We start from the raw sequence: 22,529 nt of genomic DNA, 5'->3' as shown, positions 1-22,529 counted from the left end.
CGCGTCCATATGATTATGCAGCGCCTACCGTGGCAAGCAGAGCCAGTGTTCTTCGTGATCGACCGCGATCAATCGATGGTCGTAACCACATTCGCCAAGGAATCGTGAGATTTCGTCTGCGGAGGTCCCAAACTTCGGGAGGAACGGAGGGTGGACACTTAGCATCAACATCGGCTTGATGTCCTGCAGGATCCGATTCAAGCCACGCAGGACGATCATTTCTCCGCCCTCGACGTCACATTTGACGAGGCACGCGCGCTCTCTGTTTGCTTGCAGTTCTTCAAGCAACAGGCTGTCGAGGGACACCCTGGGAACGTCTGCGGCGAGATCATCAAGCGTGATCACATGCTCCAGCGTCCATTGAGGATTTCCAGTCACGTTGGGGTCGGAAGCCAGGACAGCACGTGTGTCGGCGACGTGTTGGGACAGGGTTTTGACCGGAGGGGCGTCTTCGCCGACGAGCGCCCGGATGACGCGCAATCGCGAGGCAACGCCGGGAGCAAGCGAGCACATCGCGTCGAGCACGCCGAGGTTTTTTGCTTCCGAGTCGATTGCGACAACCCTGCAGGCAGGATCAGCAAACAGCGCGCCGGCGGTCATGAAGCCGAAGGAGCAGCCAATGTCGACGAAGTAGCAGCCGTTATGGGTGTCGAACCACTCCCGCATCGCGCGGCACGCCTCGACCTCGTAGTCGACCATCTCTTTCGCGAGGTACTTTGGGGGAACCTGGATCGGAAATGACCTGCCGACATTGAGAGTCAGGCCTTCTTTTCCGGCATGCCCGATGATCCAGTGATACGGTTTACGAAGCAGATCTCGAAGCCAAGGAAGCTTCGGCAAATAAGGATTTTGGCGAAAGACCTTGTCAAATAGCTCGATCGTTCCAGCCATGGAAATGCGTCCCTCTATCTGTCTTTCTTAGTTGTGCCCCCACAATTCGATCTCCGGTTGCGCAAGCCGGAACACGGCCTCTCGCAATAGATGATAAGTTCCTCTCTTTAGAGAACCGCGGCGGTCGCAGCGGTGTGCGGCTTCTGCCACCGCTTTCATCTGGCTTACGAAACCGTGGACGTCGAGCTCGCGGGCGGCGAGCTGGCTCGGCTTCGAGAGGAGGGCTCGACAACTCTTCCACGAAAAATAGGTCAGATCAGGGCGACCTGTCCTCGCTTCGGCCACACGGTCGATTCATGTGAGCTGGTCGAAGGACTCACTCGGACCGCGCGGCTCTCGCGGCATCTCCACAAGCAACCGCACCGTGGCCTAGATGTTCGATGCTAATAGGATTGCAGAGAGAACCAACACGGCGATCGATATAACGCCCAGCGCGATCTTCTCTCTGCGGGTCATGCCGCTTACCATTGATCGCGGCCTATATCTTCAGGCGCCTGCGGATCTTGGCGATACTCCCACTTTCCACCAACGCCTCGCCGCCGCCAAGTCTTCCCCGGATAAAGCGAGCTATCAGTCCAGCCGCCATCAACCGTTCGTCGCGGAATGATTGGCGGTGCGCACTCATGCCACGCCAACTCGGCGTCCGGATACTTCCGGTCCCGCCACCAGTAAAAAAATCGCATTAAGTAAGCCCTCAGTCAGAAATGGCCTACCAGCGGTTGCGATGCACAATCAAGCCGCGAGATTTTCTACTTTGGAAGGAGGGTTATTCTCCCACATCCGTCCTCTTCCTCCGGGGAACCCGCAGCGGCCGCTCTGTAGCGCGATACTTCCGTCAGGCCCGCGCGTCCGACGGCGCACGCGGCTTGAGCAGCCGGGCGCAGACGAGGCCCAGCAGCACCATGATCGCCGCGCTCACGCTCAGGGTCGGCACCTTGCCGGCATGCGCAAGGCCAAAACCATAGGCGATCGGGCCGACCGTCTGCCCCATGAAGAAGAAGAACGAATGCAGCGACATCGCCGTCGCCCGCGCGCCGATCGACAGCTCGCTGGCGAACACCTGCAAGCAACCATGGATCATGTAGAAGCCCCAGCCCATCGCCAGCATGCTGGCGAATTGCAGCTTCCATCCGGGACCGAAGGCAAGCGCGCCGAGCTGGAGGGCGACGAGGCTCGCGCCCGCGATCATCATGCCCTTGACGCCTAGCCAGGGCAGAAAGCGCGAGACCGTGAACGTGTAGAACAGCCCGCCGATGGCAAAGCCCGCGATCACGATGCCCGCGATCGACAGCGACTTCTCGCCGAGATCGAACAGCAGCGCGGCGATGAAGGGAAACAGGCCGAACACGCAGCAGCCCTCGACGAACACCGCCGAGTAGCAATAGCGCGTGTTGGGATTGGCGAAGATGGTGCGGTAGCCCTGGCGCAAGGTCTTCAGGTCGGTTTTCGGGGGCGCCGTCAGCGCGGCACCGCGGAAGCCGGCGGCCACGGCAACGGCCGCGATCAGACCGAGCCCGCCGAGGATCATGAGCACGCCGCGCCAGCCGATGAGATCGCCGATGATGCCGGAGGCACTCGCGCCGAGCAGATTTCCGGTCATCGAACCCGCCAGCGTGCGCCCGATCGCGACCTGCCGCTTGGCTGGCGCAACGAGGTCGGCGGTGAGACCGAGCGCAACCGGAAACACGCCGCCGGAGGCGATGCCGGCCAGGATGCGGCTTGCGAACAGGCCCGAGAAAGTCGTCGCGATCGCGCCGAGAATGCAGGCGACGCCGAGCAGCGCCAGACACAGCGTCATCAGGCGCGCCTTGCCGAACAGATCGGCAGCGGCGCCGATCACTGGCTGGACCAGCGCGTAGATCAAGGCATAGCCCGCCGCGATGCTGGCGGCGGTCGTGATGCTGACCGAGAAATCCTCGGCGACGTGCGGCAGAACTGGATCGAGCGCCCGCGTCGACAACGCCGCCGAGAAGCTGGCGAGCGCGATGATGTTGATCGCGGGCGGAAACTTCTGATCGGCGGACGGCCCTATCACAGGCTGGTGCATCAGCGCGTGATGCCCTTCGTATTCTTGGACGTATTCTTGGCCAGCGCGTCGAACGCCATCAGCTGAGCGATCAGCCCCTCGAACTCGCGCAGCGGCACCATGTTGGGGCCGTCGGAGGGCGCCCGATCGGGATCGGGATGGGTCTCGATGAAGACGCCGGCAACGCCGACCGCCACCGCCGCGCGCGCCAGCACCGGCACGAATTCGCGCTCGCCACCCGAGGACGTCCCCTTCCCGCCCGGCTGCTGCACCGAATGGGTGGCGTCGAAGATCACGGGCGCGCCGGTCGTGCGCGCCAGGATCGGCAGCGCGCGCATGTCGGAGACCAGCGTGTTGTAGCCGAAGGACGCGCCACGCTCCGTCACCAGCACATTCGGGTTGTTCGCGCCCGTGATCTTGGTCACGACATTGGCCATGTCCCAGGGCGCGAGGAACTGGCCCTTCTTGACGTTGACGACCTTGCCGGTGGCGGCCGCCGCCAGCAGCAGATCGGTCTGCCGGCACAGGAAGGCCGGGATCTGCAGGATGTCGACGGCCTGCGCCACCTCGGCGCATTGCGTGGCTTCGTGCACGTCGGTCAGGACCGGCAGGCCGAGCGAGGACTGGATCTCCGCGAAGATCGGCAGCGACTGCGCAAGACCAAGGCCGCGCGCGGCGGACGCGCTGGTGCGGTTGGCCTTGTCGAAGGAGGTCTTGTAGACGAGACCGATGTTCAGCCGCGCGGCGATCTCCTTCAGCGCGGAGGCCACCTCCAGCGCATGCTGGCGGCTTTCGAGCTGGCAGGGTCCTGCAATGATCGAGATCGGCAGGTCATTGCCGAAATTGACCTTGCCGATGGTGACGACCGGCGCCGCTGACGTCGAAGAGCTCAAGGCAAATCCCTCGTTTCGGCGCGACCATAGCCGCCATGAGGGTCGGATCAACCCTATTCGGCGCGGGCTGTCAGAATATCAGGGTTGCGCCGGGGCTGCCGGCGCCGCCCTAGTATCGGCAGGTTCCTACTTCACCGCCGAGAAGGCCGTCGGCGTCAGGAGCTGGCTGACGATGTTGCCGACGATCTGGCCATCCGCTTCGCTCTCGGCGCGTGCTTTCATCCAGTCCGGATCGGTCATGAACTTGCCCCACTTCGTCTCGCGCTCGGCGAGCGAGTCCCAGGCCAGGAAATAGGTCAGCTCCTGGTTGGATTCGCCGATCAGCGTGGTGAAGAACCCGGCCTGCTTGATGCCGTGCTTCTCCCACAGTTTCAGCGTGACCGTCTCGAACCGCTTCAAGAGCGCCGGCAGGCGGCCGGGCACGCAGCGATAGATGCGCATTTCGTAGATCATTCTTGGCTCCTCCCTGAACAGGTCGGGCGGTTATAGCGGCTGGCCCCGACGGTGTCTTGAGCGCCGCCCGGCCGCCCCTGTGGCGTTCTGCGCATGGCTTGAGCTTCCGGTACTGCGGCAGACCCCGCAATGCTGCCGCAATGATCGGGCCGCTACAAAGGCTCAGTTGTGGTTCAGGTGCCCATACATGCGGATCTTGCTCGTCGAGGATGAGGCGGAAATGGCCGGCGCGCTGGCCTCGGCGCTGAAGCGCTACGACATGGTGGTGGACCATGCCCCGACGCTCGCCGAGGCGGAAGAGGCCATTTCCGCCGACGTCCATGCCGCGGTCCTGCTCGACCGCCAGCTTCCCGATGGCGACGGCCTCGCGTTGATCCCCAAGCTTCGCGCGCGCGCCGACGGCGTGCCGATCATCGTCCTCACCGCGCGCGGCGAACTCGCCGACCGCATTGCCGGGCTCGACAGCGGCGCCGACGACTATCTTGCAAAACCGTTCGCGGTCGAGGAGCTGCTCGCACGCCTGCGTGCAGTGCTGCGGCGGCCCGCGGGCCTGTCTCCCGAAATCATCCGTGCCGGCCGCATCGCCTTCGACCTCAGTCATCGCGAAGCCAGCATCGACGGTGCGCCGTTCGAGCTGCCGCGCCGGGAGCTCCTGGTGCTCGAAGCCCTGATCCGCCGCATGGGGCGCACCGTGCTGCGCTCGGCCCTGGAAGAAGCGGTCTACAATTTCGACGACGAGATCCAGTCGAACGCGCTCGACACGCACGTCTCGCGGCTCAGGCGAAAGCTCGCGGATGCCGAGGCGGGCGTCGAGATCCATGGGATTCGCGGCGTTGGCTATCTCCTCAAGAAGCTGCCATGAGCAAACACCACGATCCCTATTGCCTGCGCTCACGGCTGAGCTGGCGCCTGCTATCGCTCCAGGCCGCACTGCTCCTTGCACTGGTTGCGGTCGTGGTCGGAGCGTTGTGCGCATCGGGCTTCGTGCTCGCCGGGCGCGACGAGGACCGTGTCATCGATGTCGTCCAGCGCGCGCTCACGCGCGATGCGCAAGGCGCGCTGGCCCTGCGGCCGACGGCCGAGCTGACGCAGTTGCGCGGCGAGACGCCCGATCTCTGGTTCCTGGTCCGCGACCGGCAGGGTCGCGTCCTCAGCGAAGGCGCCGTGCCGGCCGAATTCGCCGCGATCGGCGCCGGCCTCGACCAGATCAGCCAGGCCCGGCTCGGCTGGCAGATGTTCGAGGACGATCCGCGCAAGCCGGCGGCGCGGCTGAAGCGGGTCGACACCGATGCCGGCCATGTGCAAATCATCACGGCGACGCAGGGACGACTGACGGGCGCCAAGGCGCTGTTGACGACGTCGCTTGCGTTCCTCGGCATCGCCCTGCCCGGCCTGCTGCTGATGGGGACGGCGACATTCATCGCGACGCCGATGATCGTGCAGCGCGCGTTCAGGGGGCTCGATACCACGGCGGACGAGGCGCGGCGCATCGACATCCATCAGCGCGGCGCGCGGCTCTCGGTGGAGCGGATTCCGCTGGAAGTCGTGCCGCTCGTGACTGCGGTCAATGATGCGCTGGCACGGCTCGACCAGGGCTATGCGCGCCACAAGCGCTTCGTCGCCGACGCAGCCCACGAGCTGCGCACGCCGATCGCGATCCTGAACACGCGCCTGGAGTCGCTTGCGCCGGGGCCGGACAAGACCCGCCTGCTCGAGGATGCCGCGCGGCTCGCAACCCTTGCCGAGCAATTGCTCGACATCCAGCGGCTCGACCGCTGCGGCCATCCCTTCACGCGCGTCAATCTCGCAGCCGTCGCGCAAAGCGTAGCCGCCGACCTCGCGCCACTGGCGATCGCCGCAGGCTACGAGCTGGCGCTCGATGCCCCACCGGCACCGATCGAGACGATCGGCGATGCGGCGGCGCTTGAGCGCGCGCTGACCAACCTCGTGCAGAATGCGATCCAGCATGGCCCTCGCCGCGGCATTATCGGAATTCGCGTCAGCAGCCCTGGGAGCATCGAGGTCACCGATGAAGGCGCCGGCATTCCCGCCGATCAGCGCGAGCAGATCTTCGAGCCGTTCTACCGGCTGGCGCCGCTCGATCGCGGTGCCGGACTCGGCCTCAACATGGTGCGCGAAATCGTGCAGCTGCATGGCGGCCACGTCTCGGTGACGGACGGACCGGATGGTGGCGCCTGTTTCAGGATGACGCTGCCGCCGGCGCGACAGAGCTGATTCAAGCCGCATCCGCTTCTGGCAGCGCAATGCTGTCGCAATGCGCCTCCGCAACATTGCATCCGTCACACCTCGAATCTTTAGGAGGTGCAAACCAGATGCCGGAGTGCGCATGCCCAACGATTTTCTTTCGTTCTTCCTGTCCTGGATGTCGTCTCCGCGTCAGGTCGGCGCCATCGCACCATCGGGTGCGGCGCTCGCCGATCTCATCACGCGCGAGATCTCTGCAACGACAGGTCCGATCCTCGAGCTCGGTCCCGGCACCGGCGCGTTCACCTACAAGCTGCTCAAACGCGGCGTCCGGCCGCAGGATCTGACGCTGATCGAATACGGCTCCGACTTCATGAAGCTGCTGCAAATGCGCTTTCCCGGCGCGCGCGTGCTGTGGATGGACGCGGCACGGCTCGCAACCGAGCGCCTCTATGACGGCGCACCCGTCGGCGCGGTCGTGAGCGGCCTGCCGCTGCTCAACATGTCGAGACGCAAGGTGATGTCGATCCTCAGCGGCGCGTTCAGCTACGTCCGCCCCGGCGGCGCCTTCTACCAGTTCACCTACGGCATGAGCTGCCCGGTGCCGCGGCCCGTGCTCGACCGGCTGGGCCTGCGCGCAAAGCTCGTGGACCGCGCCCTGCTGAACGTGCCGCCCGCCGCGGTCTACCGCCTGACGCGGCGGCCGCAGATGAAGCTGATCACGGGATCGCTTGCGCCCGAACCATCAGCGCGGGTCGCGTTGGCGCCGATGCAGCAAGCGCGCGGCTATTCGACCGCGCGCTGAGCCGTCAGACCAGCCGGCTCTGCACCATCGCCGCCTGGATGAACGAGGCGAACAACGGGTGTGGCTCGAACGGCCGCGACTTCAGCTCCGGATGGAATTGCACGCCGATGAACCAGGGATGATCCTCGTACTCGACGATCTCAGGCAGCACACCGTCGGGCGACAGGCCGGAGAATTTCAACCCGTGCTGCTCGAGGCGATCCTTATAGGCGGTGTTGACCTCGTAGCGGTGGCGGTGGCGCTCGGAAATCTCAGTCGCGCCGCCATAGACCTGCGAGACACGGCTGCCGCGATTGAGCGCGGCGGGATAAGCGCCGAGCCGCATCGTGCCGCCGAGATCGCCGGCCTGCGAGCGCTTCTCGAGCTCGTTGCCGCGCAGCCATTCCGTCATCAGGCCGACCAAGGGCTCCTTGGTCGGGCCGAACTCGGTGGAGTTGGCGTCCTCGATGCCGACGAGGTTTCGCGCGGCCTCGATCACCGCCATCTGCATGCCGAAGCAGATGCCGAAATACGGCACGTCGCGCTCGCGCGCGAACTGCGCCGCCTTGATCTTGCCTTCGGCGCCGCGCTGGCCGAATCCGCCGGGCACCAGGATGCCGTTGACGTGCTCGAGGAACGGCGCCGGATCTTCCTTCTCGAAGATCTCGCTCTCGATCCAGTCGAGATTGACCTTCACCTTGTTGGCGATGCCGCCGTGCGAGAGCGCCTCGATCAGCGACTTATACGCATCCTTCATGCCGGTATATTTGCCGACGATGGCGATGGTGACGTTGCCTTCGGGATTGCGGACGCGCTCGTTGATCTGCTGCCAGCTGCGCAGCTCCGGCGGAATCCGCGAGGCGATGCCGAAGGCGGCGAGCACCTCGTCGTCGAGGCCGGCGTTGTGATAGGCCTCGGGGACGGCGTAGATGTTGTCGACGTCGCGCGCCTCGATCACGGCGCTTTCGCGCACGTTGCAGAACAGACCGAGTTTGCGCCGCTCCTCCTTCGGGATCTCGCGGTCGGTACGGCACAGCAGGATGTCCGGCTGGATGCCGATCGAGCGCAGCTCCTTTACCGAATGCTGCGTTGGCTTGGTCTTCAATTCGCCAGCGCTCGGAATGTAGGGCAGCAGCGTGAGATGGATGTAGACGGCGTGGTCGCGCGGCAACTCGTTCTTGAGCTGGCGGATCGCCTCGAAGAACGGCAGGCCCTCGATGTCGCCGACGGTGCCGCCGATCTCGACCAGCACGAAATCGTACTCGTCGTTGCCGTCGAGCACGAACTCCTTGATGGCATTGGTGACGTGCGGCACCACCTGGATGGTCGCGCCGAGATAATCGCCGCGGCGCTCCTTGGAGATGATGTCCTGGTAGATCCGTCCCGTCGTGATGTTGTCGGCCTTGGTCGCCGGCCGCCCGGTGAAGCGCTCGTAGTGACCGAGATCGAGATCGGTCTCCGCGCCGTCATCGGTCACGAACACTTCGCCGTGCTGATACGGCGACATCGTTCCGGGATCGAGGTTGAGATAGGGATCGAGCTTGCGGAGGCGGACCTTGTAGCCCCGGGCTTGCAACAACGCACCGAGTGCCGCTGAAGCCAGACCCTTGCCGAGCGAGGAAACCACGCCGCCGGTGATGAATATGTACCGCGCCATGGGACTTAACCTCTAATCCCTCGAATTCGATTCGCCAAAGCGATTCGTATTCCGCCCCAAAGATTCTGCGGGCCTGTGGGTGATCCGAAACTGAGAGTGCTGACAGAGCCTTGATGGGGATTGTTGATGCAGGACGGTAGCCACCGCCCTGCATGGCCCCCCTGCTTTATTGCGAGCGCGGCACCTGCGGGCCTGACGGCGCCTGGTTCTGCTGCTGCTCGTCGGCCTTCTTCAGCGTGTCGAGGATGCCGCCCGAGGTCGGCGCCGAGATCGGCGCGCCGCCGGCCGGCTGGCTCTGCGAGGCCGGCTGGCCAATGATCGACGAGGGTGCGCGGTTGTACCCGGCGTGCCAGGACAGGAACAGGCTAGTCAGGAAGAAGCCAGCGGCAAGGATCGCGGTGGTCCGCGTCAAAAGGTTCGCGGTGCCGCGGCTCGACATGAAACCCGCGCCACCGCCCATGCCGAGGCCGCCGCCTTCCGACTTCTGGAGCAGGACGGCGCCGATCATGACGGCGACGATCATGAGGTGGATGACGATGACAACGGTCTGCATAATGTCCTTCCGTCACAAGCGGGCAGCGCCTGACGGCGGCCGGTCGCGCTTCGCGGGTTTTCCTGAAGTTGCGCGGTGTTACACGATCGGGAGGGGCATTGCCACCCCCGATCGGGCTCGTGCCGACGGTTTGAAATAGCTAGGGGCAGCCCTTGGCAATCGCAAGGAAATCGGCCGCCTTCAGGCTGGCACCGCCGACCAAGGCGCCGTTGACGTTTTTGACCGCCATTAGCTCGGCCGCGTTGGACGGCTTGACCGAGCCGCCATAGAGGATGCGCATCTTCGCCCCTTCGGCCCTAAACCTTGAGGTCAGGAACTCCCGGATAAAGCCATGAATCTGCTCGACATCCTGGGCTGTGGGGGTGAGACCGGTGCCGATCGCCCAGACCGGCTCATAGGCCACGACCAGGTTGGCGGCGGTAGAGGCGTCCGGCAGCGAGCCGTCGAGCTGGCCGCGCAGGATATCCAGGGTCTGGCCGGCATCGCGCTGGCCTTGGGTCTCGCCGATGCAGACGATCGCGACCAAGCCGGCGCGCCAGGCGGCTTCCGCCTTCTGCCTGACGAGGGCATCGCCCTCGCCGTGGTCGGCGCGGCGCTCGGAATGGCCGACGATGATGGCGCTCGCCCCCGCATCCGCCAGCATTTCGGCGGCGATATCGCCGGTATGGGCGCCCGAGGCCTTGGGATGGCAATCCTGGGCCCCGACCGCGACCATCTTGCCCCGCGCCTTGTCGGCAAAGGCCGCGATCAGGGTCGCCGGCGGGCAGACCAGCAGGTCGGCCTTGGCAGCCACATCTGCCGCGCCGTTGAGCATGGCGTCGAATTCGGCAGCCGAACCTTTCAGGCCGTTCATTTTCCAGTTGCCGGCGATCAGGGGTCGGATGGCATCGGTCATGTCAATTTCCAGCAAAATGAGGTTTGCGCATGCGCTAGCAGAGCTGTCGCGGCAGTTCCAGAGACCAGAGGCCTTTAACCGCAGCTCTGGGGGACCGCCTGACCTGAGGTTGCGGGGGCAAAGCCACCACTTTATGATGATTGATCAATTTGGTGAGGCGCTTTTGCGGAATCTGCATTAAGACGCGCTCCCGTTCCCCTCCTGACCAAAACAAGTTGGACCAAATGCTTCGAGGAATGCGCAAGGCCTCATCAAACTGGGTCGGCAAGACCATTATGGCGATCGTGATGGGCGTGCTGATCATCAGCTTCGGCATTTGGGGCATCGCCGACATCTTCAAGGGCTTCGGTCAGTCCACGGTGGCCAAGATCGGCCACACCGAGATTTCGCTGAACGAGTTCCGCCAGATCTACACCGACCGTCTGCAGCAGATCAGCCGCCAGTTCGGCCGTCCGCTGACGCCTGACCAGGCGCGCGCCTTCGGCCTCGATCGCCAGGTGCTGCAGCAGACCATCGCGGAGGCCGCGCTCGACGAAGAGGCGCGCCGGCTCGGGCTCGGCCAGTCCGACGAGCAGATCCGCCAGGTCATCATGAACGACCCCAACTTCAAGGGCGTCGACGGCAAATTCGACGCCAACCGCTTCCAGGCCGTGATCCGCAATTTCGGCTACACCGAGCAGCGCTACGTCTCCGAGCAGCGCAAGGTGTCGCTGCGCCGGCAGCTCACCGGCACGATCGGCGCCGGCCTCGAGCCGCCGAAGGCGATGATCGACGTGCTGACGCGGTTCCAGAACGAGCAGCGCGCCATCGAGTTCGTCAGGCTCGACGCGGCGCAGGCGGGTCAGATCGATGCGCCCTCGCCCGAGGCGCTCGCCGCCTATTTCGAGGATCACAAGGTCCAGTTCCGCGCCCCCGAATATCGCAAGATTGCCTTCGTCGTGGTCTCGCCGGAGGAGATCGGCAAGTGGACCGAAGTGTCGGACGAGGACGCCAGGAAGGTGTTCGATCAGCGCAAGGACCGGTTCGGCACACCCGAAAGGCGCCAAATCCAGCAACTCGTATTCCCGAACGCCGCCGATGCGCAGGTCGCTCGCGAGCGCCTGGTCGCCGGCACGTCGTTCGAGGATCTCGGCAAGGAGCGCGGGCTGAGCGCCTCGGACGTCGACCTTGGGCTCGTGACCAAATCGTCGCTCGACTCCGCGGTCGGGAATGCCGCCTTCGCGCTGCCCGCAGGTGAGATCAGCCAGCCGATCCAGGGCGCCCTCGGCGTCTCCATCGTCAAGGTCGACAAGATCGAGCCCGGTGTCGAGCCGGACTTTGCAAAGGTCGCAGCCGACATCAAGCGCGAGATCGCCACCGAGCGCGCACGCGTCAAGGTCGCCGATCTCCGCGACAAGATGGAGGACGAGCGCGGCGGCGGCTCCAGCGTGATCGACGCGGCGCAGAAGCTCGGCCTCACCGCCGTGACAATCGACGCCGTCGACCGCTCCGGCCGCGCGCCCAACGGCCAGCCGGTCGCCAACATCCCGCAGGGGCTCGACGTGGTGTCGCAGGCCTTCAACACCGATGTCGGCGTCGACAACGACTCGATCTCGTTCAAGGGCGGCTATGTCTGGTACGACGTGCTCGCCATCACGCCCTCGCGCGACCGCAATCTCGACGAGGTCCGCGACCAGGTCGAGGCGCGCTGGCGCCAGGATCAGATCGCCGCCAAGCTGAAGACCAAGGCGACCGAGATGGTGCAGAAGCTCGAAGCCGGCGGCAAGCTCGCCGATGAAGCCGCCGCGATCGGCGTCAAGGTCGAGACCGCCTCGGGCTTCAAGCGCGACGACTCGCCCGCGGGCGTGCCCGCGGCCGTCGTGGCGGCCGCGTTCCGCACCGCCAAGGACGGCGTCGGGCAGACGCCCGCGAGCGGCGGCAGCGAGGTGATCGTCTTCCGCGTCACCGACATCGTCGACCCCGCGGTCGATGCCGCCTCGGATGCGGTCAAGAAGCTGAAGGACAGCCTCGACCGCGCGCTGACCGAGGAGCAGGTCACCGCCTACGTCAACAAGCTTGAAACCGACATCGGGACCACCATTAATCAGGCCGCCTTCGCGCAGGTGACCGGCGCGAACCAGTGAGTTGAAAGCACGCGATGGACGACCTGAAATCGATCATTGGAAAAGTGGCGACCGGCGCCAGCCTGTCGCGTGAAGAAGCCGCTTCCGCCTTCGACGCCATGATGTCCGGCGAGGCCACGCCCTCGCAGATGGGTGGCCTCTTGATGGCGCTCAGGGTCCGCGGCGAGACCGTGGACGAGATCACCGGCGCAGTGTCGGCGATGCGCTCCAAGATGCTCACCGTCGATGCGCCGGCAGATGCCGTCGACATCGTCGGCACCGGCGGCGACGGCTCCGGCTCGGTCAACGTCTCGACCTGCGCCTCCTTCATCGTCTCGGGCACCGGCCTGCCGGTCGCCAAGCATGGCAACCGCGCGCTGTCGTCGCGCTCGGGTGCCGCCGACGTGCTGGCCTCGCTCGGCGTCAAGATCGACCTCCGGCCGGAGCAGGTCGGTCGCTGCGTGCGCGAATGCGGCATAGGCTTCATGTTCGCGCCCGCCCATCATCCCGCCATGAAGAACGTCGGCCCGACCCGGGTCGAGCTTGCGACCCGCACGATCTTCAACCTGCTCGGGCCCCTGTCCAACCCGGCCGGCGTGAAACGGCAGATGGTCGGCGTGTTCTCGCGGCAATGGGTGCAGCCGCTGGCGCAGGTGCTCAAGAACCTCGGCTCCGAATCCGCCTGGGTCGTGCACGGCTCCGACGGTCTCGACGAGATCACCCTCACCGGCCCGACCTTCGTTTCCGCGCTCCACAAGGGCGAGATCCGGAATTTCGAGGTGACGCCGGAAGAGGCCGGCCTGTCGCGCTGCGAGCCCGGTGCGCTCAAGGGCGGTGACGCCGACGCCAACGCGGTCGCGCTGCAAAACGTGCTCGACGGCAAGCCGAGTCCGTACCGCGACGTCGCGCTGATGAATGCCGCCGCCGCGCTGGTCGTGGCCGGCCGCGCCAAGGATCTGAAGGAAGGCGTCGCGATCGGTGCGAAATCGCTCGACAGCGGTGCGGCAAGCGCGCGGCTGAAGCATCTGATCGCGGTCTCGAACGGCTGAGTTTCCCATGTCGGACATCCTGACCAAGATCGAAGCCTACAAGCGCGAAGAGATCGCCGCCGCCAAGCGCGCGCAGCCGCTCTCGGACGTCGAGGCCAGGGCCAAGGCGCAAGCCGCTCCCCGCGGCTTCGTCCGCGCCATCAAGGCCAAGCACGCCAATGGCGACTTCGCGCTGATTGCCGAGGTGAAGAAGGCTTCGCCCTCCAAGGGCCTGATCCGCGCCGACTTCGATCCGCCCGTGCTCGCCAAAGCCTATGAGGCCGGCGGCGCGGCCTGCCTGTCGGTGCTGACCGACACACCCTCGTTCCAGGGCCATCTAGACTTCATGGTGGCCGCACGCGCGGCGACGTCGCTGCCGGTGCTGCGCAAGGATTTCATGTTCGACACCTATCAGGTGGCGGAAGCGCGCGCGCACGGCGCCGACTGCATCCTGATCATCATGGCGGCGCTCGACGATGCCACGGCAAGAGATCTCGAAGACGCGGCGCTCGCCTACGGCATGGACGTGCTGATCGAAATCCACGACCGCGCCGAGCTCGACCGCGCGCTGAAGCTCCGCTCACCGATGATCGGCGTCAACAACCGCAATTTGCGCACCTTCGAGACCACGCTCGCCACCAGCGAGACGCTGGCGCCGCTGATCCCCGGCGAGCGGCTGATGGTCGGCGAGAGCGGCATCTTCACGCCCGCAGACCTCGCGCGGCTCGAGCGCGTCGGCATGTCGACCTTCCTGGTCGGCGAAAGCCTGATGCGGCAGGCCGACGTGACCGCCGCCACGCGCACCCTGCTCACGCGTGAGACCGCAGCGCGCGCCACGGGCACGCGCTGACATGGCGCGCAAGCCGTCTGCATCCAAGCCGTCAAGAGCGAAGGCCAGCCCTGCCCTCACCCATATCGGCGCCTCCGGCGAGGCGCGGATGGTCGACGTCTCGGAGAAGCCCGCGACCGAGCGGCTCGCCGTCGCCGAAGGCCGCGTCGTCATGACCAGGGCGACGCTCGACCTGATCGTCTCGGGTAACGCCAAGAAAGGCGACGTGCTCGGCACCGCGCGCATCGCCGGCATCATGGCGGCGAAGCGCACCTCGGAGCTGATCCCGCTCTGTCATCCGCTCGCGCTGTCGAAGGTCACCGTCGACATCGAGCCCGACAAGAAGCTGCCCGGCTGCCTCGTCCGCGCCAGCGTGAAGGTGACGGGACCGACCGGCGTCGAGATGGAGGCGCTCACGGCCGTGTCGGTCGCGTGCCTGACCATCTACGACATGATCAAGGCGGTCGAGCGCGGGGTGCGCATCGAGGGCATCCATCTCGTCGAGAAGCTCGGCGGCAAGTCGGGCCATTACCGCGCCTGAGATCTATTTCGCCTCGCGTTGCCGCTCGCGATAGGCACGCGTCTTGACGCGGTTTCCGCACAGCGTCGACATGCACCAGCGCCGCGTCGATGGTTTCGAGCGGTCGAAGAACACCCGGCAGCATTCCTCGGACGCGCACATCTTCAGTCGGTCGAGCGTTCCCAGCAGCGTGGCATCGTGAAGCTCAATCGCGATCGTCGAGAGGCCGCCAAGCGCATCCTCGCGTGCCGCCGACAATATTGCGCCGCGCCCGGCACGCGCCTCCACCCGCAATGGAAACGGCGCGAGAGCGCGGTCAAGCGCGTCGAGAACGTCCTTGTTGCGGCGCCGCTCGGCCGGCTCGCACTGCAGATAATCGCGCAAGGCGCCGCGCAGCTGTAGCGCAGTCTCGAGCATTGCGGGCGTGACACGTCCGCCCTCCCCCCCAAGACCGCGTTCCCGCATCCAGTCCGCCAGTTGCTTCGGCCCGCCGAGCTCGTCGCCCTGCGGGTGCGCCACGCCGAAATGCGTGAAATGGCGGACATCGAGCGTGTTGGCGAAGTCGTAGACGTTCGCCAGCGCGTCGGGAACCTTGAATTTGCGGGACTCTTTCGACATCGGACCACCGGGGATTGGAACACCAGTAAAACAGATTTACCGGTTGACAGCAACCAACACCTGTATAGTCTTTTTACAGGTGTCGATGGAGAACGCGAACCGTGACCGAAGCCCTTCACTATCTCGAACTCACCGAGCTCGCGGCGCGCATCAAGGCGCGCGACATCTCCGCGCTGGAGGTGACTCGCGCGCAACTCGGCCGTATCGACGCTCTGGACCGTGAGCTCTCCAGCTACGTCCACGTGATGGCGGAAACGGCGATTGCCGCGGCGGAAGCCGCGGACGCCGAAATCGCACATGGCCGATACCGGGGCCCGCTGCACGGCGTGCCGGTAGCGCTGAAGGATCTGTTCTGGACCAAGGGTATTCCGACAGCGGCCGGCACCACAGTTCATCGCAACTTTTGTCCCGGTGACGATGCGACCGTCGTGCGGCGGCTCAAGGACGCCGGCGCAGTGGTGCTCGGCAAGGTGCAGCTCACGGAGGGCGCCTATTCCGATCACCATCCGCAGGTGACGCCGCCGCAGAATCCGTGGAATGCGGCTTACTGGCCGGGCATTTCATCCAGCGGAGCGGCGGTCGCGACCGCCGCCGGGCTCTGCTTCGCCTCCCTCGGCTCCGACACCGGCGGCTCGATCCGGTGGCCGTCGGCGGCCAACGGCCTGACCGGACTGAAGCCCAGCTGGGGGCGGGTCAGCCGTCACGGTGCGTTCGAGCTGGCCGCGACGCTCGACCATGTCGGCCCGATCGCTCGCAGCGCGACCGATGCCGGCGCGCTGCTCGGCGTGATCGCCGGACACGACCCGAATGATCCGACGTCGCTGTGCGATCCGGTGCCCGACTTTCTCGCCTTGGCTGCACAGGACGTACGCGGCTTGCGGATCGGTGTCGACGCGGCTTGGAACAATGACGACGTGGAGCTCACGACACAGCGCGTGCTGGCGGACGCCATCGAGGTCTTCCGCTCGCTCGGCGCTGACATCGTCGATGTCAAATTTCCCGACGTGACGCAGGCGATCGCCGATTGGGCGCCGAATTGCGCGATCGAGGCTGCGGTCGCGCACGAGGCGACCTATCCCGCCCGCAAGGTCGAGTATGGCCCGATCCTCGCCGCGGTGATCGAGGCCGGTCGCGCGCTCTCCGCGCTCGATTACCAGAAGATCCTTTTGCGGCGGCTCGCGCTGCGCGGACGCGTGGTTGCACTGTTCGAGACCATCGACGTGCTGCTGATCCCGGTGCACCCGTTGCCGCCTGTGACGCTCGCCATGATCAGCACGCTCGGCGAACGGCCGGACCTGATCGCAAAGCTGCAGCGCTACACCTGCCCGTTCGACATGACCGGTCATCCCACGATCACGCTGCCGGGCGGCGTATCGGCGGATGGAATGCCGATCGCGTTCCAGCTCGTCGCGGCCCATCTCGACGAAGCCGTGCTCGTCCGTTCCGGCGCCGCATTCCAGCGCGCGACGTCCTGGCATCATCGCCATCCTTCTCTCACCTCGCGGAGGCAACATTGACCAATCAATCCACGCAGGCTCATCGGAGCATTTTCCACGGCTGGTTCGTCGTCGCAGCGGCATTCGCCGTCATGTTCGTCGGCTTCGGCTCCGCCTACACGTTCAGCGCCTTTCTCGAGCCGCTCCAGCGCGATTTCGGCGCCTCGCGCGGCTCGATCTCGCTGGTGTTTTCGATCGCGGGCTTCCTCTACTTCGCGCTCGGTCTCGTCAGTGGTCCCCTTGCCGATCGGCTCGGCTCGCGGCCGCTCGCGGTCGCCGGCATGATCCTGGTCGCGGTCGGGCTTGCGGCCGCAAGCATCGCGCGCTCGCTCGTCGAGGTCTATCTCGCCTATGGGCTGGGCGTCGGCATTGGGGTCGGCTGCGCCTATGTTCCCGCGATCGGCGCGGTGCAACGCTGGTTCGTGCGGCGCCGCGGTTTTGCCTCCGGGCTCGCGGTCAGCGGCATTGGGCTCGGCACGCTGGCGATGCCGCCGCTAGCCTCGCTTCTGATCGCATCGGTCGGCTGGCGCGGCGCCTATCTGGCGCTGGGCGCGATCGCACTGGTGCTCGGCGGCGGGCTCGCTCTGCTGATCGAGAACGATCCGAAGGACCGGGACCTCGGCCCGGACGGCGATCCACCTCGCGAAGCCTCCGCTGCCACCAACGCAGGCGGCGCCTCCGTGCGTGAGGCCGTCCGATCGACGCGTTTTGCCGGTCTCTATGTGTCATGCCTCGTCTGCTCCTTCGGCGCCTTCGTTCCGTTCGTCCATCTCGTGCCCTACGCGCGCGACCGCGGGGTCGCGGCATCATCGGCCGTGCTGTTGCTCGGGATGATCGGGGCCGGCAGCACCGCAGGCCGGTTCTTCCTCGGCGCGCTTGCCGACCGGATGGGCCGCGACCGCTCGCTGATCATGGTGCTGATCGGAATGGCGTTCGCGATGGTGATCTGGGCCGTCGCGGCAGATGTCTGGGCACTCGCCGCCTTCGCCTTCGTCTATGGCGTGTTCTACGGCGGCTGGGTCGCGGTCCTGCCGGCGGTCGTGATGGACTATTTTGGCGGACGCAATGTCAGCGGCATCATCGGCGTTCTCTACACCAGCGTCGCCTTCGGCACGCTGGTCGGCCCGAGCGCCGCCGGCTTTGCCTATGACTCGAGCCACAGCTACGCGCTGCCGATCCTGCTCAGCGCCGCCGCGAACATCATCGCGGCGCTGATCGTGATGGCGATATTGGCGCGCAGCGGAGCGCGCACGGTCACTTCAGCGACGAGCTGATCGATCCGAATTTTGCGCTGAGCTTGCTGCCCATCCCGTTGATGACGGTGATGATCGCAAGCGCGATGCCGGCGGCGATCAGGCCGTATTCGATGGCGGTCGCCCCGGATTCGTCGGCAATGAAGTTCTTCAAAACGTTTTTCACGATCGCATCCTCTCTGTCTCGTTCGCAGGGCTTTTCGCAAATCACGTGCCAAAGTCGCCGTTAGGATCGCCAGCAACTTAGATGGTTAAGCCTTGGTTGATCGCGGCCCGCGCGGCAGAAATTGACCGGCATGGTCGGGACGTCCGGCAATTCCTGCATCGCCATTCTCGCGCACAGATCGATTGCTTTTGCGCGCGTTCCTTCATGTCGCATTAACCAGCCTTCCTAACTTCGCCTCCACACCGTTCCCGTAAACCAACGGATGTTTTCGGGCTCAAGAATTGACCCTGACGTGTGCACGGCAATGATCCAGCATGATGACGAGATTTGGCAGCCGCCTTTTTGACCAAGCCTTCGTGCGCAGCGGACCGATCCGCTGGCTGGTGGTGGGCGGCACGCTTTTGATCGCGGCGATTGCCGTCGGCGCGACGCTGATGGCGCAGAATTTCCGCGAGCGCGCGTTGCGCAACGCCGGCCGCGAGCTGGAAAACACCGCACTGCTGCTTGCCCACCATTTCGATCAGCAGCTGCAGGATTTCGCGGTCATCCAGAAGGATTTCGTCGACCACGTCCGCACCACCGGAATCAACTCCGCGGAGGACTATCGCAAGCGTCTCTCCGGCCAGGAGGTCCACCGCATGCTGCGCTCGAAGATCGAGGCCCTGCCATACATCGGCGGCGTCAACATCATCGATGCCGAAGGCAACTTGATCAATTCGTCGACGGCCTGGCCGGCCCCGAAAGTGAATGTCGCCGACCGCGCCTATTTCCGCACCTTCAAATACGATCCCTATTCGCCTGATGTCCTGATCGAGCCCCTGCACAGCCGCATCTCGGGCGCCTGGACCATCCTGATCGTCCGCAAGATCGTGGGGCCGAACGGCGAGTTCATGGGCGTGGTCGGACGCGGCATCGAGCCCGCCAATTTCGAGAAGTTCTTCGCCTCCGTCGTCCTCGGCGATGGCGCGACGATCTCGATGCTGCACCGGGACGGCACGCTGCTCGCCCGCTATCCCCATTCCGGCGAGCTGATGGGACGGAATTTCAAGACCGGCTCGTTCGAGCAGCAGAGGATTTTCGGCCTCGATCATTTCGCCGGCCGCTTCATGAGCCCGGTCGACGGCGAGGACCGGCTGGCCTCGGCACGGGCCCTGCCCCACTTCCCGATCCTGATCATGGCCACCACGACGCGCGCCGCGGCCCTGACTGACTGGCGCGAGCAGATCAGCATCCTGATCTCGGTCGCCGGCGCCTCCGCGCTCGCCATCGCCGGCGTTCTGATCGCCATCGTGCGCAAGCTGCTGGAGCAGCATCGCGCTTCCCGCGAGCTGCTGACGCTGGAGAAGCAGCGTCTCGATCGCGCCGTCAACAACATGACGCAGGGCCTGCTGCTGTTCGACGCCGAACGGCGGCTCGTGGTCTGCAACCAGCGCTACATCGAGATGTACGGACTGTCGCCGGACGTGGTGAAGCCCAGCTCCAGCTTCGACGACATCATCGCCCATCGCAAGGCGACCGGCTCCTTCACCGGCAACGTCCAGGACTATGTCGCGCGCGTGCTGCGCGACATCCATGTCCGCAACTCCATGGTGGTCGACACCGCCGACGGCCGCTCGATCCACATTCTCAACGAACCGCTCGCCGACGGCGGCTGGGTCGCCACGCACGAGGACATCACCGAGCGCCGGCGCATCGAGGAGCGCATCACCCATCTCGCCCACTACGACGCGTTCACCGACCTGCCCAACCGCGCCATGTTCCACGAGCATCTGCGCGCGGAGCTGGCTGGCGTCACGGCCGGCGAACAGGTCGCGGTGCACTATATCGACATCGACGAGTTCAAAGGCGTCAACGACGCGCTCGGCCATCTCGTCGGCGACGAGCTGCTGAAGTCGGTGGCGGCGAGCCTGAGCCGGTGCATTGGCCCCGCGGATTTCGTGGCGCGGCTCGGCGGCGACGAATTCGCCATCGTGCAGAGCGCCGTGACGTCGCCGGACCAAGTCAACGAGCTCGTCGCGAGGGTCTTTCAGGCGATCCGCGCCCCGTACGACTGCATGGGCCATCATCTCACCACCGATGCCAGCATCGGCATTGCGCTCGCACCGGAGCACGGCACCGTGCTCGACCAGATCCTCAAGAACGCGGATATGGCGATGTATGCGGCCAAATCCGCCGGACGCCGCACCTATCGCTTCTTCGAGCCGGAGATGGACGCCAAGGTGCACGAGCGGCGGCAGCTCGAGATCGACCTTCGCCACGCCATCGCGCATGAAGGCCTCGAGGTCTATTACCAGCCCTGCCTCGGCCTGAAGGACGACCGCATCACCGGCTGCGAGGCGCTGGTGCGCTGGCGCCATCCCGAGCGTGGCATGGTCTCGCCGGCCGAGTTCATCCCGATCGCCGAGGATACCGGCCTGATCAACGAGATCGGCGAATGGGTGCTGGCGACTGCCTGTCGGGATGCGGCGGGCTGGCCCGACGATATCCGCCTCGCCGTCAACGTCTCGCCGGTACAGTTCAAGAGCGGCACGCTGGCGCTGAAGATCATGGCGGCGCTCGCCGCCTCCAATCTGCCGGCGAGCCGGCTCGAGCTCGAGATCACCGAGGCGGTGCTGATCCGCGACGACGATGCGGCGCTCGCGATCCTGCACCAGCTGCGCGCCATCGGCGTGCGCATCGCGCTCGACGATTTCGGCACCGGCTACTCGTCGCTGAGCTATCTGCACCGCTTCCCGTTCGACAAGATCAAGATCGACCGCTGCTTCGTCAAGGACATCGCCGGTCCCGACGGCTCCGCCAGCATCGTGCAGGCCGTCGTCAATCTGGCTGCCGCCCGCCGCATGGCCACCACGGCCGAGGGCGTCGAGACCGAGGAGCAGCAGCGCCTGCTCCGCGCGCTCGGCTGCTCGGAGATGCAGGGCTATCTGTTCAGCGCCGCAAAGTCCGCCGACCAGGTGCTGGAGCTGTTCACCCTGCATCGCAGTCGGCTCGCCGAGCGCAACGGCGCGGAAAGCCGCCGCCGCGAGGCGAGCTAGCCATTCGGCCTGCCCGCCGTGCTTGACGGTGGCATCAGGCCAAAGTATTTCAGCACTTGCAGCCGCCGAAACGCCGCTGCCGTAGGCGTTACCGTCATCCAACGCGTCCTTTGTCGAGAGGATCCCGGCTGGGAGATCTCGATTCACGAGACGCCACGGTCATGCCATCACTTTCCCCGCTTGCGGACATTTCCCCGTTCAAGACGTCGATTCCAGCGCGAGTCCTGTGCGCCTGGATGTTCGCGGTCTTGTCGGGTTGCTCGCTGCCGGGGTCTTCTGGGTTGCCGTGGCCTTCACCTCCATCGAAAGGCGGCAACCATGAAGATGACCGGCAACACGATCCTCATCACCGGCGGCACCAGCGGCATCGGCCGCGCGCTGGCCGAAGCTTTCCACGACCGCGGCAATCGCGTCATCGTCACCGGCAGGCGGCAGGCCCTGCTCGATCAGATCGCGGCTGAACGCCCCGGCCTGATCGGCCTGCCGCTCGACCTCGATGATGCCACGGAGCTACCGCGCCTGTCGGCTGATCTGTGCGCGCGCTTCCCCGAGCTCAACGTGCTGATCGCCAATGCCGGCATCTCGCGGCCGGAGGACATGACGGCGGACGGCTGGGATGCTTCCGATGCAGAAGCCATCGTCGCGACCAACATTGTCGGCGTGCTGCGCGTCACGGCGGCATTTCTGCCGCTCCTGAAGACGCAGCGGAACGCCACGATCATCGCGACCAGCTCGAACCTTGCCTTCGTGCCCCGCGCCGACTTCCCGGCCTACTGCGCCAGCAAGGCGTTCCTGCACTCCTGGCTGCAATCATTGCGGCACCAGCTCCGCAGGATTCCGGTCGAGGTGCTGGAGCTCGCGCCGCCCTATGTGCAGACCGAGCTCACCGGCACGCAGCAGGCCAGCGACGCGCGCGCCATGCCGCTTGCCGCCTACATCGCGGAAGTGATGCAACTGCTGGAGCTGCGGGTTCACCCTCGCGACGAGGTGCTGGTCGAGCGCGACCGCGCCCGCCGCTGGGCCGAGCGCGACGGCCGCTACGAGGCGACCTTCGCAGCCATGAATCCGAGCTGAGCCGGCGCCCAAAACGAATTCGCCCGGGAGCGGTATCCACTCCCGGGCGAT

21 protein-coding genes are annotated in these 22,529 nt (G+C 65.7%); 12 read left to right on the top strand and 9 right to left on the bottom strand.

Annotated features, from left to right (window positions below):
• Positions 1 to 24: 24 nt before the first annotated feature.
• A complete protein-coding gene (locus BRAGE_RS52745; RefSeq protein WP_027559376.1) occupies positions 25 to 891 on the bottom strand; it encodes an FkbM family methyltransferase in 867 nt (288 codons plus the stop codon).
• A gap of 373 nt (positions 892 to 1,264) precedes the next feature.
• Here BRAGE_RS52745 and BRAGE_RS0113915 point away from each other — a divergent pair, with 373 nt between their 5' ends.
• Positions 1,265 to 1,498, top strand: coding sequence for a hypothetical protein (locus BRAGE_RS0113915; RefSeq protein ID WP_027559377.1), 234 nt, complete (start codon positions 1,265 to 1,267; stop codon positions 1,496 to 1,498).
• 228 nt (positions 1,499 to 1,726) lie between these two features.
• Here the strand turns inward: BRAGE_RS0113915 and BRAGE_RS0113910 are convergent, their stop codons facing one another.
• The 3 genes from BRAGE_RS0113910 to BRAGE_RS0113900 all read right to left on the bottom strand — a co-directional run bounded on the left by BRAGE_RS0113910 (position 1,727) and on the right by BRAGE_RS0113900 (position 4,263).
• Complete coding sequence (locus BRAGE_RS0113910; RefSeq protein WP_027559378.1) at positions 1,727 to 2,938, bottom strand: MFS transporter; 1,212 nt, start codon at positions 2,936 to 2,938, stop codon at positions 1,727 to 1,729.
• Positions 2,938 to 3,810: a 3-deoxy-8-phosphooctulonate synthase gene (kdsA, locus tag BRAGE_RS0113905; RefSeq protein ID WP_027559379.1), complete on the bottom strand. Its 873-nt coding sequence runs from the start codon at positions 3,808 to 3,810 to the stop codon at positions 2,938 to 2,940. The genes BRAGE_RS0113910 and kdsA overlap by 1 nt, the downstream gene beginning before the upstream one ends.
• 126 nt (positions 3,811 to 3,936) lie before the next feature.
• Positions 3,937 to 4,263 carry an NIPSNAP family protein gene (locus BRAGE_RS0113900; protein WP_027559380.1) on the bottom strand — a complete coding sequence of 109 codons (327 nt, stop codon included), beginning with the start codon at positions 4,261 to 4,263 and terminating at the stop codon, positions 3,937 to 3,939.
• A gap of 187 nt (positions 4,264 to 4,450) precedes the next feature.
• On the opposite strand from BRAGE_RS0113900, the gene BRAGE_RS0113895 reads away from it, so the two are divergent.
• From BRAGE_RS0113895 to BRAGE_RS0113885, 3 genes are all read left to right on the top strand, one after another.
• Complete coding sequence (locus tag BRAGE_RS0113895; RefSeq protein WP_027559381.1) at positions 4,451 to 5,125, top strand: response regulator; 675 nt, start codon at positions 4,451 to 4,453, stop codon at positions 5,123 to 5,125.
• The gene (locus BRAGE_RS0113890; RefSeq protein ID WP_027559382.1) at positions 5,122 to 6,498 is read left to right on the top strand and encodes a sensor histidine kinase; all 1,377 of its coding nucleotides are present in this window, start codon (positions 5,122 to 5,124) and stop codon (positions 6,496 to 6,498) included. Before BRAGE_RS0113895 ends, BRAGE_RS0113890 begins: the two co-directional genes overlap by 4 nt.
• Positions 6,499 to 6,610: 112 nt before the next feature.
• Positions 6,611 to 7,273 (top strand): class I SAM-dependent methyltransferase, encoded by a 663-nt coding sequence (locus BRAGE_RS0113885; protein WP_027559383.1) that lies wholly within the window; start codon positions 6,611 to 6,613, stop codon positions 7,271 to 7,273.
• A gap of 4 nt (positions 7,274 to 7,277) precedes the next feature.
• Here BRAGE_RS0113885 and BRAGE_RS0113880 read toward each other — a convergent pair whose 3' ends face one another.
• The 3 genes from BRAGE_RS0113880 to tpiA all read right to left on the bottom strand — a co-directional run bounded on the left by BRAGE_RS0113880 (position 7,278) and on the right by tpiA (position 10,357).
• Positions 7,278 to 8,909 (bottom strand): CTP synthase, encoded by a 1,632-nt coding sequence (locus BRAGE_RS0113880; protein WP_027559384.1) that lies wholly within the window; start codon positions 8,907 to 8,909, stop codon positions 7,278 to 7,280.
• Positions 8,910 to 9,075: 166 nt separating this feature from the next.
• Complete coding sequence (gene secG, locus BRAGE_RS0113875; protein WP_027559385.1) at positions 9,076 to 9,462, bottom strand: preprotein translocase subunit SecG; 387 nt, start codon at positions 9,460 to 9,462, stop codon at positions 9,076 to 9,078.
• 139 nt (positions 9,463 to 9,601) lie between these two features.
• Positions 9,602 to 10,357: a triose-phosphate isomerase gene (tpiA, locus tag BRAGE_RS0113870; RefSeq protein ID WP_027559386.1), complete on the bottom strand. Its 756-nt coding sequence runs from the start codon at positions 10,355 to 10,357 to the stop codon at positions 9,602 to 9,604.
• A 224-nt stretch (positions 10,358 to 10,581) separates the two neighbouring features.
• On the opposite strand from tpiA, the gene BRAGE_RS0113865 reads away from it, so the two are divergent.
• The 4 genes from BRAGE_RS0113865 to moaC are packed head-to-tail and all read left to right on the top strand — an operon-like array spanning position 10,582 to position 14,857.
• Positions 10,582 to 12,480 (top strand): SurA N-terminal domain-containing protein, encoded by a 1,899-nt coding sequence (locus tag BRAGE_RS0113865; protein ID WP_027559387.1) that lies wholly within the window; start codon positions 10,582 to 10,584, stop codon positions 12,478 to 12,480.
• Positions 12,481 to 12,494: 14 nt separating this feature from the next.
• The gene (gene trpD / locus BRAGE_RS0113860; RefSeq protein ID WP_027559388.1) at positions 12,495 to 13,508 is read left to right on the top strand and encodes an anthranilate phosphoribosyltransferase; all 1,014 of its coding nucleotides are present in this window, start codon (positions 12,495 to 12,497) and stop codon (positions 13,506 to 13,508) included.
• 7 nt (positions 13,509 to 13,515) lie between these two features.
• Positions 13,516 to 14,337 (top strand): indole-3-glycerol phosphate synthase TrpC, encoded by an 822-nt coding sequence (trpC, locus tag BRAGE_RS0113855; protein ID WP_027559389.1) that lies wholly within the window; start codon positions 13,516 to 13,518, stop codon positions 14,335 to 14,337.
• Between the two features lies 1 nt (position 14,338).
• A complete protein-coding gene (gene moaC / locus BRAGE_RS0113850; RefSeq protein ID WP_027559390.1) occupies positions 14,339 to 14,857 on the top strand; it encodes a cyclic pyranopterin monophosphate synthase MoaC in 519 nt (172 codons plus the stop codon).
• Between the two features lie 3 nt (positions 14,858 to 14,860).
• On the opposite strand, the gene BRAGE_RS0113845 is transcribed toward moaC, so the two are convergent.
• Positions 14,861 to 15,454 (bottom strand): CGNR zinc finger domain-containing protein, encoded by a 594-nt coding sequence (locus BRAGE_RS0113845; RefSeq protein WP_027559391.1) that lies wholly within the window; start codon positions 15,452 to 15,454, stop codon positions 14,861 to 14,863.
• A gap of 101 nt (positions 15,455 to 15,555) precedes the next feature.
• Here BRAGE_RS0113845 and BRAGE_RS0113840 point away from each other — a divergent pair, with 101 nt between their 5' ends.
• Both BRAGE_RS0113840 and BRAGE_RS0113835 read left to right on the top strand, forming a co-directional pair.
• Positions 15,556 to 16,971 (top strand): amidase, encoded by a 1,416-nt coding sequence (locus BRAGE_RS0113840; RefSeq protein WP_027559392.1) that lies wholly within the window; start codon positions 15,556 to 15,558, stop codon positions 16,969 to 16,971.
• Positions 16,968 to 18,224 (top strand): MFS transporter, encoded by a 1,257-nt coding sequence (locus BRAGE_RS0113835; RefSeq protein WP_027559393.1) that lies wholly within the window; start codon positions 16,968 to 16,970, stop codon positions 18,222 to 18,224. Before BRAGE_RS0113840 ends, BRAGE_RS0113835 begins: the two co-directional genes overlap by 4 nt.
• Here the strand turns inward: BRAGE_RS0113835 and BRAGE_RS0113830 are convergent.
• Positions 18,205 to 18,369, bottom strand: coding sequence for a Flp family type IVb pilin (locus BRAGE_RS0113830; protein ID WP_027559394.1), 165 nt, complete (start codon positions 18,367 to 18,369; stop codon positions 18,205 to 18,207). The two genes, BRAGE_RS0113835 and BRAGE_RS0113830, sit on opposite strands and share 20 nt — an antisense overlap.
• 314 nt (positions 18,370 to 18,683) lie before the next feature.
• Here BRAGE_RS0113830 and BRAGE_RS0113825 point away from each other — a divergent pair, with 314 nt between their 5' ends.
• A complete protein-coding gene (locus BRAGE_RS0113825; RefSeq protein WP_027559395.1) occupies positions 18,684 to 21,404 on the top strand; it encodes a bifunctional diguanylate cyclase/phosphodiesterase in 2,721 nt (906 codons plus the stop codon).
• Positions 21,405 to 21,722: 318 nt separating this feature from the next.
• A complete protein-coding gene (locus BRAGE_RS0113820; protein ID WP_027559396.1) occupies positions 21,723 to 22,478 on the top strand; it encodes an SDR family oxidoreductase in 756 nt (251 codons plus the stop codon).
• Positions 22,479 to 22,529 lie beyond the last annotated feature (51 nt).

The sequence above is a fragment of the Bradyrhizobium genosp. SA-4 str. CB756 genome, from assembly GCF_000473125.1.
In the GTDB taxonomy this organism is placed as follows: Bacteria; Pseudomonadota; Alphaproteobacteria; order Rhizobiales; family Xanthobacteraceae; genus Bradyrhizobium; species Bradyrhizobium arachidis.
The sequence above is the reverse complement of the archived record's forward strand: the minus strand, read 5'-3'. Positions and strand labels throughout refer to the sequence as shown.

What these genes read in the sequence shown, in the direction of transcription:
- BRAGE_RS0113825 (WP_027559395.1), top strand. Translation starts at nt 18,684, where the DNA reads ATGATGACGAGATTTGGCAGCCGCCTTTTTGACCAAGCCTTCGTGCGC.
- BRAGE_RS0113820 (WP_027559396.1), top strand. Translation starts at nt 21,723, where the DNA reads ATGAAGATGACCGGCAACACGATCCTCATCACCGGCGGCACCAGCGGC.
- BRAGE_RS0113910 (WP_027559378.1), bottom strand. Translation starts at nt 2,938, where the DNA reads ATGCACCAGCCTGTGATAGGGCCGTCCGCCGATCAGAAGTTTCCGCCC.
- BRAGE_RS0113895 (WP_027559381.1), top strand. Translation starts at nt 4,451, where the DNA reads ATGCGGATCTTGCTCGTCGAGGATGAGGCGGAAATGGCCGGCGCGCTG.
- trpC (WP_027559389.1), top strand. Translation starts at nt 13,516, where the DNA reads ATGTCGGACATCCTGACCAAGATCGAAGCCTACAAGCGCGAAGAGATC.
- trpD (WP_027559388.1), top strand. Translation starts at nt 12,495, where the DNA reads ATGGACGACCTGAAATCGATCATTGGAAAAGTGGCGACCGGCGCCAGC.
- BRAGE_RS0113915 (WP_027559377.1), top strand. Translation starts at nt 1,265, where the DNA reads ATGTTCGATGCTAATAGGATTGCAGAGAGAACCAACACGGCGATCGAT.
- BRAGE_RS52745 (WP_027559376.1), bottom strand. Translation starts at nt 891, where the DNA reads ATGGCTGGAACGATCGAGCTATTTGACAAGGTCTTTCGCCAAAATCCT.
- BRAGE_RS0113885 (WP_027559383.1), top strand. Translation starts at nt 6,611, where the DNA reads ATGCCCAACGATTTTCTTTCGTTCTTCCTGTCCTGGATGTCGTCTCCG.
- BRAGE_RS0113880 (WP_027559384.1), bottom strand. Translation starts at nt 8,909, where the DNA reads ATGGCGCGGTACATATTCATCACCGGCGGCGTGGTTTCCTCGCTCGGC.
- BRAGE_RS0113900 (WP_027559380.1), bottom strand. Translation starts at nt 4,263, where the DNA reads ATGATCTACGAAATGCGCATCTATCGCTGCGTGCCCGGCCGCCTGCCG.
- BRAGE_RS0113890 (WP_027559382.1), top strand. Translation starts at nt 5,122, where the DNA reads ATGAGCAAACACCACGATCCCTATTGCCTGCGCTCACGGCTGAGCTGG.
- secG (WP_027559385.1), bottom strand. Translation starts at nt 9,462, where the DNA reads ATGCAGACCGTTGTCATCGTCATCCACCTCATGATCGTCGCCGTCATG.
- tpiA (WP_027559386.1), bottom strand. Translation starts at nt 10,357, where the DNA reads ATGACCGATGCCATCCGACCCCTGATCGCCGGCAACTGGAAAATGAAC.
- moaC (WP_027559390.1), top strand. Translation starts at nt 14,339, where the DNA reads ATGGCGCGCAAGCCGTCTGCATCCAAGCCGTCAAGAGCGAAGGCCAGC.
- BRAGE_RS0113845 (WP_027559391.1), bottom strand. Translation starts at nt 15,454, where the DNA reads ATGTCGAAAGAGTCCCGCAAATTCAAGGTTCCCGACGCGCTGGCGAAC.
- BRAGE_RS0113865 (WP_027559387.1), top strand. Translation starts at nt 10,582, where the DNA reads ATGCTTCGAGGAATGCGCAAGGCCTCATCAAACTGGGTCGGCAAGACC.